At 42.6% G+C, this 12530-nt stretch carries 12 protein-coding genes; 10 read left to right on the top strand and 2 right to left on the bottom strand.

Annotation, left to right across the window (positions count from 1 at the left end; all coding sequences use genetic code 11):
• Positions 1-25: 25 nt before the first annotated feature.
• Positions 26-418, bottom strand: a complete 393-nt coding sequence (locus SNE25_RS24995) for a gamma-glutamylcyclotransferase family protein (protein ID WP_321561746.1) — start codon at positions 416-418, stop codon at positions 26-28.
• 110 nt (positions 419-528) lie between these two features.
• Between SNE25_RS24995 and SNE25_RS24990 the strand changes: the two genes are divergently transcribed.
• The 5 genes from SNE25_RS24990 (at position 529) to SNE25_RS24970 (ending at position 6460) form a co-directional block, all read left to right on the top strand.
• Entirely contained in the window at positions 529-1887 is a 1359-nt protein-coding gene (locus SNE25_RS24990; protein WP_321561745.1) for a glutamine synthetase family protein, read from the top strand.
• 106 nt (positions 1888-1993) lie between these two features.
• Positions 1994-3031, top strand: coding sequence for a hypothetical protein (locus SNE25_RS24985; protein WP_321561744.1), 1038 nt, complete (start codon positions 1994-1996; stop codon positions 3029-3031).
• Positions 3032-3085: 54 nt separating this feature from the next.
• Complete coding sequence (locus SNE25_RS24980; protein ID WP_321561743.1) at positions 3086-3955, top strand: HAD-IIA family hydrolase; 870 nt, start codon at positions 3086-3088, stop codon at positions 3953-3955.
• Positions 3956-4196: 241 nt separating this feature from the next.
• The gene (locus tag SNE25_RS24975; protein WP_321561742.1) at positions 4197-5252 is read left to right on the top strand and encodes a UDP-glucose--hexose-1-phosphate uridylyltransferase; all 1056 of its coding nucleotides are present in this window, start codon (positions 4197-4199) and stop codon (positions 5250-5252) included.
• A 140-nt stretch (positions 5253-5392) separates the two neighbouring features.
• Entirely contained in the window at positions 5393-6460 is a 1068-nt protein-coding gene (locus SNE25_RS24970; protein WP_321561741.1) for an aldose epimerase family protein, read from the top strand.
• A 61-nt stretch (positions 6461-6521) separates the two neighbouring features.
• Here SNE25_RS24970 and SNE25_RS24965 read toward each other — a convergent pair whose 3' ends face one another.
• Positions 6522-7109, bottom strand: a complete 588-nt coding sequence (locus SNE25_RS24965) for a nucleotidyltransferase family protein (protein WP_321561740.1) — start codon at positions 7107-7109, stop codon at positions 6522-6524.
• A gap of 413 nt (positions 7110-7522) precedes the next feature.
• Between SNE25_RS24965 and moaA the strand changes: the two genes are divergently transcribed.
• The 5 genes from moaA (at position 7523) to SNE25_RS24940 (ending at position 12480) form a co-directional block, all read left to right on the top strand.
• Entirely contained in the window at positions 7523-8512 is a 990-nt protein-coding gene (gene moaA / locus SNE25_RS24960) for a GTP 3',8-cyclase MoaA (RefSeq protein ID WP_321561739.1), read from the top strand.
• Between the two features lie 84 nt (positions 8513-8596).
• Positions 8597-9796 (top strand): molybdopterin molybdotransferase MoeA, encoded by a 1200-nt coding sequence (locus SNE25_RS24955; RefSeq protein ID WP_321561738.1) that lies wholly within the window; start codon positions 8597-8599, stop codon positions 9794-9796.
• Positions 9797-9803: 7 nt separating this feature from the next.
• Positions 9804-10274, top strand: a complete 471-nt coding sequence (gene moaC / locus SNE25_RS24950) for a cyclic pyranopterin monophosphate synthase MoaC (RefSeq protein ID WP_321561737.1) — start codon at positions 9804-9806, stop codon at positions 10272-10274.
• A complete protein-coding gene (locus SNE25_RS24945; protein ID WP_321561736.1) occupies positions 10255-11421 on the top strand; it encodes an NTP transferase domain-containing protein in 1167 nt (388 codons plus the stop codon). Before moaC ends, SNE25_RS24945 begins: the two co-directional genes overlap by 20 nt.
• Entirely contained in the window at positions 11422-12480 is a 1059-nt protein-coding gene (locus SNE25_RS24940; protein WP_321561735.1) for a HesA/MoeB/ThiF family protein, read from the top strand.
• Positions 12481-12530 lie beyond the last annotated feature (50 nt).

The following is a 12530-nucleotide window of genomic DNA, read 5'->3' as shown; positions in this document are numbered from 1 at the left end:
AGTGATAATCATTTAATAGCCGCCATTACTTATACCTGCCAGATTTTATCAACAATAAACCATCAACCGGCAAATTGTAAACGTAAATCCAGCACTCCACCGGGCCATCAGTAGTTTCAATGATAGTCAATACCCTTGAAAACAGATTCGGTTGTTCCTGGTCATCGCCACATCCTTCGTAATCGTCAATTAATTCTAAAATCTTTTCTGGCTCATCCATAAGGTAGATGTTGCCATAAACGTAATGTTCGCAGTCTGTGTTTGCTATGGCGCCCGGGTATTCGCCCATATCATAAAGCAGGCCTTTAAATTTGCCTGAACTTAAGAGCGTGCAATGCTGTTGCAAATAAGCGCCGTAGCGGTTATTTGCGTCAAGTAAAGTGCCGTAAACAAATAAATGGGGGTTAATTTGTTCCATTAATAAGCTAAAGTATAAAAAAAGGTACTGTCAAATTCGTATTATTGCTATAAACAAAAGGGGCAGATTATTTTGTTTATGAATAAACTCAGGTTAGCCCCTATTATATCATGAACGAAGAACAGATTAAGACTTATATAGAAGAAAATAAGATCACGGGAATTAAATTTGCCTTTGCCGATATTGATGGCGTTTTGCGTGGTAAGGTTATACATCCAAAGAAATTCATTAATGGTTTGCAAAGCGGCTATGGCTTTTGCGATGTAGTGTTTGGCTGGGACAGTAGTGACGTTTGTTATGATAATGTAGAGTTTACAGGCTGGCACACCGGCTATCCGGATAAGCTTTGCCGTATAGACCTGGCCACAATGCGTAATATCCCGTGGCAGGATAATATCCCTTTTTTTCTTGGCGACTTTAGTAATCCAAATGGTAATGACCTGCCTGCCTGCCCGCGTAGCTTGCTTAAACATATTGTTAAGCAATGCACGGATATGGGCTATCATGCTGAATTTGCCCAGGAGTTTGAGTGGTTTAACTTCAGGGAAACGCCGCAATCTATAAATGATAAAAACTTTGCCAATATCAATACCCTTACACCAGGTATGTTTGGCTATTCTATATTACGCACTTCAGAGAACAGTGATTTTTATTACGATCTGTTTAACTTGCTTACACAATTCAATATCCCTATTGAAGGTTTGCATACCGAAACCGGTCCCGGCGTATACGAAGCTGCCATCATACACGATGAGGTATTGAGCGCTGCAGATAAAGCAGTGTTGTTTAAAACAGCGGTAAAAGAAATTGCTTATAAGCACGGCATTATGGCGTCGTTTATGGCTAAGTGGACAGAAACCCTGCCCGGCTGCAGTGGCCATATACATCAAAGCTTATGGAATGGGGATAAAAGCGAAAATTTATTTTACAGCGCCGGTGATGAGCATAAAATGAGCGATTTGCATAAGCATTATCTTGCGGGGCAACTTTATTGTATGCCTCATTTGTTACCTATGTATGCGCCAACCATTAACAGCTATAAACGTTTGGTTGAAGGTGCCTGGGCACCCACCACTATTACCTGGGGAGTAGAAAACCGCACCACGGCGTTAAGGGTTATCAACACAACTCCAGCCCTCACACGTTTGGAAACACGTATCCCCGGCGCCGATACTAACCCTTACCTGGCCATGGCTGCCGCGTTGGCATCAGGTATTTACGGTATAAAAAATAAGCTGCCGTTAGATATTAAACCTACCATAGGTAATGGCTATCAGGATAAAAGTAATGGTGTGCTGGCAACCAATTTGTATGATGCCGCTATAACCATGCAAAATTCATCTGTTGCCAAAGAGCTTTTCGGCGAGGCTTTTGTACAGCACTTTACCCAAACCCGCATCTGGGAACACCGTCAATACGCCAAACATGTAACCGACTGGGAATTGAAAAGATACTTCGAGATTATTTAATTTGGATTTTGTCTGAATCCTGGTTCAGACAAAATTTACAATAAAAATAATTACACAATTTGCTTAATATTGCAGCCGCAAATTCCAATTACAAATCAATATTAAAATGGATTATTCCATAATTGTTAAAAAAGCATGGGAGGGTTATGATGCTTCAAAAACCATCAGGCTTATTGAAGATATCAGCGCAATGGTATCAACCAACCATGTTTATCGCATCACTTTTGATGATGATGATATTATTATAGCCAAGCTCTCTTATTTTGGCAAATTTGAACACTTTAAAGAAGATCACCGAATAATCCAGGCGCTGTCAAATAACCTGCTTTACCCGTTTGAAAACCTCCTGGCGCGCTCATTGCTTAAAAATAACAGGGTATATATTTACCATTACAAGCATGGCAAAACTGATGCATGGGTGGTTTTTTATAACCCGACCCGTATTTTAGAGCGACTGCCGCGCCGGCTCAATGAAAATCATATTAAAAAGCTTGGTCAGCAGGTAGGTAAGTTTCACAAGGCATGTTCAAGAGTTAAAAATGTATTGCCTAAATCGTCAAAAACACTCCGTACAGATATTTCGGCATTGCTGAACCAACTGGAAACCAATCAGCTCGATTTTGGTACCGGCATGCAGGCCGATTTTTTGAAGTATCACTGCGAAACGTTTTTAAAGAATCGCTCCAAATATAATATGAGCTCGTTCGAAATTATTCCGGTGTTTATTGATTGGAATATTGGTAATTTTTCGGTTACGCCCGATCTTGAACTGTATTCGCGCTGGGATTATGATTGGTTCAGGATGAGTTACCGCGTGCTTGACTTTTATTTCTTTAGCAGGGTAGTATCTGACATTGGCGATCGTACCGTGTTCAGCTACGTGATTAATACCATGATGGAAGACCGGTTTATTATTTTTTTAAAGGAATATCATAAAGTAAACCCGCTTACTGCCGATGAAATAAGGTTTATGAAAGAAGCTTACCGCTTTTTTATATTGAATTATGTAATTAAAGATGGCAAGCACTTTTTTAGCGAACAGTATGCCGAAAAATTGCAGTCGGAAGCATTTAACGTATATCTTCCATCAGTCGACAGGGACTTTGATGCAGAGAAAATTATAGAAGCATTAAAATTAAAGTAGATATTGATGTAATATTTAAGCATATTGCGCCAATTTTACATCAAAACGCAAAGCATGAACAAAATAGATAACTTTAAATCAATTGTTGACAGATATAAGGTTGTTTTTTTTGATGCTTTTGGTGTGCTGAAAAATTATAAGGGCCTTTTGCCCGGGATTGAACGTACGTTTGCTTATCTGGAGCAACAAAAAAAGGAATATTACATTGTTACTAATGATGCTTCACGGAGTCCGGCGCAACTGGCCGAATCATACCAAATAAAGGGACTTTATACAATTACTTCCGATCATATCATTTCATCAGGTATGCTTACCAAGGATTATCTTGATCTTAAAGTGAACGATGGAATAGTGGCATATTTGGGCACGCCTGATTCTGCCCATTACATTGATAGTACAGGTTTGCATACCTTGCCCGTGAGCGCTATAGATGCCGGTAATATTGATAAGGTGAATGCGCTCGTGTTTCTTGATGACGAGGGCTTTAATTGGTTTGAGGACCTGAATAAAACCGTAAACATATTGCGTAAGCGGGCCATACCCGTAATTGTAGCCAATACTGATCATGCATACCCGGTAACCAAGCATGATGTGTCAATAGCCATAGGCGGCATAGCCAATATGGTTGAAAAAATTGTAGGTAAAGAATTTATCCGTTTTGGTAAACCAGATTCACAAATGTTCATGTTTGCCTATGACCTCCTGCGCGATCAAGGGCCCATCAGCAAAAAGGATATTGTAATGGTAGGCGATACCCTGCAAACGGATATACTTGGGGGCAATAAGTTTGGCCTGGATACTGTATTGGTATTATCAGGTAATACCCGACCAGATGATGCCGGGAACCGCATAAACGCTACGGGCATAGTGCCTACCTATATCTGCGACTCCGCTGTTATTGAACACGGAGAGCTCGGGTTCTAATCAACGATTGTTTGGCAAGGTTGATCCTTTCAATTATTTAATAGTTTCTCGTTAAATAACTCGGTGTTTAGTTATTATAGCTGATAGTCAGTATTTTAAATATAAAAGTGTCGTTTTGACAAATATTTTTTTGTTTTAAATGTAAACTTAACATTTGTTTTTTTACTTTTGGTTCAACAAGGGCATTAGCCCCCTGCCCGGGCGCACTGTCACCCAAACAAACCTGATTAATTTAAACTTGATGACTAACGAAACTTTTGATCTCAAAGAACATCCGCACAGCCGTTTAAATATTTTAACCGGCGATTGGATATTGGTATCACCTCACCGTACAAAACGCCCATGGCAGGGCAAGGTAGAAGCCTCACAAATGGATGAACGGCCCGAATATGACCCCAACTGCTATTTATGTCCTGGAAACAAAAGAGCCGATGGCAGCGACAACCCCGATTATAAAGCCAGCTATGTTTTTACCAACGATTATTCGTCATTATTACTCAATACGCCCGATGGTGGGTTAAATGATGATGAATTACTGGTAGCTAACAGTCAGCGGGGAATATGCCGGGTAATCAGCTTTTCGCCGCGACATGATCTTACATTGCCCCAGATGGAAACCCCCGATATCAGAAAAGTGGTAGATGTGTGGCAGGCAGAATACCAGGAACTGGCAACCTATCCCTGGATAAAGCATATCCAGATATTTGAAAACAAGGGCGATATTATGGGTTGCAGCAACCCGCACCCTCACGGGCAAATCTGGGCCCAAAACAGCATCCCGGTAGAGGTAGCCAAAGAAACCCGGCAGCAAAAAGAATATTTTGAACAAAAAGGCCGCAGCTTGCTTGGTGATTATGTAAAACTGGAGCTTAAACGCCAGGAACGCGTGATTTTTGAGAATGATCATTTTGTAGTGCTGGTTCCTTTCTGGGCAGTTTGGCCTTATGAAACCATGATAGTAAGCAAAAGGCATATTACAAGTTTGCTCTACTTTACTGATGAAGAAAAAGCAGCTTTAGCCGAGGCTATAAAACGTCTCACAGTAAGGTATGATAATATGTTCGAAACCTCTTTCCCATATTCATCGGGTATGCACCAGTCGCCGGTAAACATGGGCGATCATCCGTACTGGCACTGGCACATGCATTTCTATCCGCCCTTGTTACGTTCAGCAACAGTGAAGAAATTTATGGTGGGATATGAGATGCTGGCAAACCCACAGCGCGATATTACCGCCGAGTTTGCAGCCGAAAAGTTAAGAAATTTAAGCGAAGTGCATTATAAAGTTAAGGAATAAGTAAAAAATACTAATTTTAAACCTCAATATAAACCAGCTACTTTATGAATAAGGTATTTAAAAATCTCTCGTTAATAATTTTGCCGGCGTGCGTATCTTTGGCTGCCTGTAATCAATCATCTAACAAGGAAAAAACAACTATGACGGATAGTACACAACAAACTCCAACCTCGGCATTCGAAAAAACAATCGATGGAAAACAAACACATTTGTACACCCTTAAAAACAAGAATGGTGTAATAGCTACGTTTACCAATTACGGCGGACGTATAGTGAGCCTGCTGGTGCCTGATAAAAACGGCAAGCTTACCGATGTGGTTTTGGGTTTCGAAAGTGTGGAAGGTTTTGAGAAATCAACCGAGCCTTATTATGGTGCAACCATTGGCCGGTATGGTAATCGTATTGCCAAAGGCAAATTTAAAATTGACGGTAAAGAATACCAATCATCTATAAATAACCCGCCCAACACGCTCCATGGCGGCAAAAACGGGTATCAGAGTGTAGTTTGGGATGCTAAGCAGATAGACTCCACTACACTGGAACTTACTTACCTTTCAAAAGATATGGAGGAAGGTTTCCCAGGTAACCTGAATGTGAAGGTGATCTACAGCCTTACCGATAACAACGAGTTTAAGGCGGTTTATGAGGCTACTACCGATAAAAAAACAGTAGTTAACCTGACTAACCATGCTTTTTTTAACCTTAACGGCGAAGGCAGCGGCAACATATTGGAGCATTTGGTGCAAATTGATGCCGATAACTATGTTCCGGTTGATTCAACGTTGATCCCTACCGGTAAAATTGAAAGTGTAAAAGGCACTCCGTTTGACTTCACCAAACCAACAACCATTGGCCAAAGGATAAACGATAACAATGTTCAACTAAAAGATGGCAAAGGTTACGACCATAATTTTGTACTGAACAAGCATGACATCAATACACCTATAGCTACCGTAATTGGCGACAAAAGCGGTATAAAAATGGAAGTGTTTACCGAAGAGCCTGGTTTGCAGTTTTACAGCGGTAACTTTATGCAAGCTAAAAATGCAATGAAACGCGGTATAAAAGATGAGTTCCGCACGTCATTTGCTATGGAAACCCAGCATTATCCCGATTCACCAAATCAGCCGCAGTTCCCGTCAACTGAGCTTAAACCCGGGCAAACTTATAAAACACAATCGTTATATAAATTCTCAGTGGTTAAATAAGGCCGAGTTTTGCCAATAAAAAGAAAGTCCTGCCAATCGGCAGGACTTTCTTTTTAACTTTTTATTTGTCCTTCAATACCTCATAATCATCCAGGGTGTCGATGTCAATAGCACCCAACGGGAAAGCGACTGTAGCCACGTCATTAGGAAAAGCCTTAATTAGTTTTTTAGCGCCTTCCTTGCCTTGCAGCATCAGCAATTGGTGAAAGTAGGATGCATCAAATAATACCGGTACCCCCAGGGTACCACGATAGGAGCAGGCAACAATGCCATGGTCACTTTCAACTCTTTTCTCTGTTAATTGGTATATCAGCAATGGGTCAACAAAGGGCTGGTCGCAGAGCATTAAAATCACGCTCGTTAATAGAGGTTGCATCCTTATCATTTCGGCAGCGCCCAAACGTATAGATGAAGCCATGCCTTCCTGCCAATCAGGATTATAAACGACATGTACCAATTGGTCGGAGATTTCCTGACGAATAGCGCTTTCGTTAGCGCCCAGTATCACCACCACATTATCTGAACATACCGATGTTAAACCGGTTTGTATGGCGCGTTGTAATAAGGTTTGTCCCTTGTAAATAAGATTTTGCTTGGGGGTACCCAGCCGGCTTGATGAGCCTGCTGCAAGTATGATCAATCCTGTCATTGCTGTTTTAATGCATGGTTTGCGTAATAATTTGCTGCTGCAGGCCCATAAACACGGGCCAAATACGTTTCTGTAATTTCCATACCTCCATCCTTCAATTCGTCAAGCATAAGGTGCAAACTTTTTTTGGGTTAAGTGTCCACGCATAAGGGAGTTGCGCAGGCAATAGTTGTTTTAATACGCAAAGATCACAGTTATAGTTGTGTGTCACCAAAATGATACAATGCGTTTGTCTGATTTAATAAATTGTAAGCGGGTAAATATAAATAGAGTTATTCATATCAATAATACTCTGTTTCATCAATTTTGTTATACAAAAAGTACATTAAAAAAACACAGCAACCACAGTTAATAATTACTTTTACAATGCAACTCTTAGCGGTAAAAGTTGTTATTAATTAAAATGATATCCCTTGCTAACAGATAATCACGGCCGAACAATCAATTACCTGCGCCTCGCGGTGACAGATAGGTGTAACCTGCGCTGTTTTTACTGTATGCCCGAGGACGGCTTGAACTGGCTGTCGCGCAAGGAGCTGATGAGCTATGAGGAAATGCTGCGCGGCTGTGGTCTGTTGGTAAAAATGGGTATCGAAAAAATCCGTATTACCGGTGGCGAACCTTTTGTGCGCAAGGATATCATGCAGCTGCTTACTTCATTATCACAATTGGATGGTTTGAAAGAATTGAGCTTAACCACCAATGGGGTTTTAACTGCACCTTTTGTACCCGAATTGAAAAGGATAGGGGTACGATCTGTAAACCTTAGTCTGGACACCCTTGATGCCAACCGCTTTTTTACCATCACCCGGCGCGACGAATTTGCTCAGGTAATGTCAGCCCTGGAAGCTTTGTTAAAACATAATATAGAAGTAAAAATAAATGCCGTAGTGATGGATGGTAAAAACACGCAGGACATCATTCCACTGGTTGAAATGACCAAAAATATGCCGGTGAGCGTTAGGTTTATTGAAGAAATGCCCTTTAACGGCGACGGTCATATCTACACCGGTTTGCAATGGGACTATGTACGCATTTTGGATGAAATAAAAAGCAGATATCCGCAGTTGCAAAAAATGCAGGATTCTGCTTATTCTACGGCTTATAACTATCAAATACCGGGACATCAGGGCAATATTGGCGTTATAGCTGCTTACTCGCGTACGTTCTGCGGTACCTGTAACCGTATCAGGATTACTCCGCAGGGAGAGTTAAAAACATGCCTGTATGATGATGGCGTGCTGAACATCAGGGATATGATGCGTAATGGCAGCGGAGATGAAGAATTGCGTTTGGCCTTGCTGGATGCCTTTGGCCGTCGCACTGCAGATGGCTGGGAAGCTGAGCATAGCCGGGTAGTGCATCCGGGTATTCATGAATCAATGGCCACTATAGGTGGGTGAAAAGTATCAGGTAGCTATAGGCGGGTATAAAGTATCGGGTAGATACTTTATACTAATTACTTGATACTATTATATTATAACAATATGATGACAACTGTTCAGGAAGCCGAAAAACTCATATTGGCTCAATTAAGAGATTATAGTACCGAAAATATGGGGTTTGAACAGGCCCTCGGCCGCGTTTTGGCCGAACCCATAAAAGCCGACCGAGACCTGCCTCCCTTTAACCGGGTTACTATGGATGGGATAGCTATCAATTATGCGGCTATAGAAAAAGGCATCAGCACCTTCAAAATTAAAGCTACCCAGGCCGCGGGCGATGAGCCGGCAGCCATTGAGGAGTTGGATGAATGCATCGAGATCATGACCGGCGCAGTAATGCCCGCATCGGTTAATACGGTTATCAGGTATGAGGATGTGGAGATACGCGCCGGGCTGGCCAGCTTGCATACCCGGGATATAAAACCGGGGCAAAACTTGCACTTACAAGGGGCCGACAAAAAAGATGGGGATACACTGGCATTGCCAGGTCAGTTGATTACACCGGCTATCATCAGTTTGGCGGCATCGGTTGGTAAAGCCCATTTGCTGGTTAAAAATGTGCCGCGGGTTGTCATCATATCATCGGGCGATGAACTGGTTGATGTGCACCAAACGCCATCGCCCTATCAAATCCGTAAATCAAACAGTTATACAGTAAAGGCGGTTCTGCGGCTGCATGGGCTTAAGCCGGATATTATCCACATTCCCGATGATCCTGAAGTTACCAGGCAACAGATACAACAATGCCTGCAAAATTATGATGTGCTGTTACTAAGCGGCGGTATATCTATGGGTAAATTTGATTATATACCCCAGGCACTGGAGGATTTGCAGGTAAAAAAAGTTTTTCATAAAGTGGCGCAACGCCCCGGTAAGCCTTTTTGGTTTGGCCGGCATCAAAGCGGGATTTTAGTTTTCGCTTTTCCGGGTAACCCGGTGGCTACTTTCATGTGCCTGCATAAATATTTTTTAACATGGTTAAGTGCAACTTTAGGTTTGGCAGAACAAGCGCCGCTTTACGCTGTTTTAGATAGTGATTTCAGCTTTCAACCGCCTTTGCAATATTTTCTGCAGGTAAAACTGCAAAGCAACGCGCAAGGGTTGCTAATGGCAAAGCCGATTGAAGGAAATGGTTCGGGCGATTTTGCTAACTTAGCAGATACAGACGCTTTTTTAGAATTACCGCTTGAAAGGAACGATTTTAGAAAAGGCGAAGTATTGAGGGTACTGAGATTTGATTAAAGAAAACATGCTAACCCATATAGATAGACAAGGCAATCCATCAATGGTTGATGTAGGCGAAAAGCAGGCCACCCGCCGCACTGCCACAGCGCGCAGCGTGGTTGTTTTGCCCGATGAAATATTGCAGCTGCTGGTTAATAACGACCTGATGAGCAAAAAGGGCCCTGTGTTTCAAACGGCTATTATAGCAGGCATTATGGCAGCCAAAAAAACCGGTGACCTGATACCGCTTTGCCATCCGTTGGGTATGGATAACTGTGATATTACTATACAGGTTAACGGGAAGCGGGAAATAGTGATTGACTGTACCACAAGCATTACCGCTAAAACCGGTATTGAGATGGAGGCACTGGTAGGGGCATCAATAGCGGCGCTTACCATTTATGATATGTGTAAAGCCATGAGCCATGATATTGTGATAAAAGAAACCAAACTGATAGCAAAAACAGGAGGTAAACGTGACTTTAAAAGAGCATAATAAACATACTAAACTGGCACGTCCGGTATCCGGAAATTTCGGTCGCAATGAATGGTCAATCGTAGGCGGCCCATGTACGGTTATTAAATTGCTGGCCCATGATGTAATCGGGGCGTTATCGCCTGCTTATAAATGCGCTTATGCCGATACATCGCACAATGATGATATTACGCTGGTTCCGGGCAGGCTTACCAACGGCGCAATACTTGACTATACCGACCAGATAAATTATCAGCAATATAACTTTCAAAACCCGGTGATGCCCTACCAACTTAAACAGGCGTTTGCCAATGCCGATCTGGTACTCGTAAACGGTAATCACCAGCAGGCAAAAGCGCAGGTAGTTATTATTGACATTAACAAACGGGCATCATTGTTAAAAAGGGTGGAGCAGCTTACCAATGTATCGCTGTTTTTATTGGCCGATAACAGTGATGAAATTTTTGACTTTATACAGGAGGCCATTCCCCAATGGCAGGATATTCCGGTTTACAAGCTATCAGAAAGGGAAAAGATCATCAGTTTTTTTGAAACTAACCTGAAACTGTCAAGGCCGGTTTTAAATGGCCTGGTTTTGGCGGGCGGCAAAAGCCAGCGCATGGGTTTTGACAAGAGCAGTGTGAACTGGCACGGCAAGCCGCAAAAGTATTATATGGCCGATATGTTGAAACCTTACTGCAATGAGGTATTTATATCATGCAGGCCCGGTCCGCAAAGTGAAATTGACCCGCAATACCTCGCTTTGGAAGATACTTTTACGGGTTTAGGTCCTTTTGGGGCTATACTATCTGCCTTTCGCGAAAAGCCCAATAATGCCTGGTTGGTAATAGCCTGCGACCTGCCATTGATGGATGAGGATACATTGCGTAACCTGGTTGCCTGGCGCAACAGCTCGTCGACTGCTACGGCTTATCATAGTCCGGTAACTAATTTTCCGGAACCTCTGATAGCCATATGGGAACCCAAAAGCTATTCGATACTATTGTCATTTTTAGCGCAGGGATATTCGTGCCCCCGTAAAGTGCTCATCAATAGTGAAATTAACCTGTTAAATGCGCCCAATCCGGATGCGTTGACTAATGTGAACACACCCGAAGACCTGGAAAAAATAAAAAGAGTCATTCATCAAAAAACAGCTGCCAACTAAATGACTATAGATACTTTAAAATATAGTTGCCAAATGGCCCTGCCCGGCTTTAGCGAGGAAACACAGCAGCTTTTGCAACAAGCCCGGGTACTCATTGTGGGTGCCGGCGGACTTGGCTGCCCGGCCGCGCAATATTTAACCTCAAGCGGTATTGGTACTTTGGGCATTGCCGATTATGATACCGTGTCGATAAGTAACTTGCACAGGCAAATACTGTATTCGCCCGGTGATATAGGCAAAAGCAAGGTCACTGTTGCCTGTGAACGTTTGCAGCAGCAAAATCCCGATGTTAAGATCGTGGCGCATTCAGAAAAAATCACCTCCGATAATGTATTGGGCATTATAGAGCATTATGACATTGTGCTTGATGGTACAGACAATTTTGATACCCGTTATTTATTGAACGATGCTTGTGTGATGACCGGCAAGCCGCTGGTTTATGGGGCTATTTACCAGTTTGAGGGGCAGATAGCGGTATGGAACATCGTTTATGACGAAAATTCAAGATCGCCCAATTACCGTGACCTTTTTCCGAAGGTTGATGCTACCCAGATACCCAATTGCACCGAAGGAGGGGTGATCCCCACACTTGCCGGTATTATAGGTAGCATGCAGGCTAATGAGGTGATCAAATATATTACCAAAACCGGTGAACTGCTGGTGGGTAAGGTGCTAATCTTTGATGCGCAGAACATGCAGAGCCGTATCATTAAAATTGGTAATACTTCAAAAACGCCCGTGCGGGGATTGTCGGCAACGGTAAATATTCCACTGATATCAGTTGCGGAATTAAAGGAGCGTATGGACGATAATTCTGTTGAGCTGGTGGATGTACGTACGGAACAGGAGCGGGAAGCTTTTGACTTTGGAGGGATCCATATTCCGTTAGACGAGGTTGAAGGTTACCTGGCTTATTTTACTGATCCGAACCCCAAAGTGCTTTACTGCGCAACCGGCAAACGCAGCGCTGAAGCTGTAAAGCTTATCCTCAAAAAAATCCCCGATGCTAATGTGTTTTCGTTAGATGGCGGTTTGAGGGCTTTTATTGGAGAAAGATAATAATTTCGGATTTGATCGCTCTTCCCCATGTCATTTCGAGGTACGAAGCA

Origin of the sequence: Mucilaginibacter sabulilitoris, from assembly GCF_034262375.1 — a bacterium.
Taxonomy (GTDB): Bacteria; Bacteroidota; Bacteroidia; order Sphingobacteriales; family Sphingobacteriaceae; genus Mucilaginibacter; species Mucilaginibacter sabulilitoris.
This window is presented reverse-complemented; position numbering and strand designations above follow the sequence as displayed.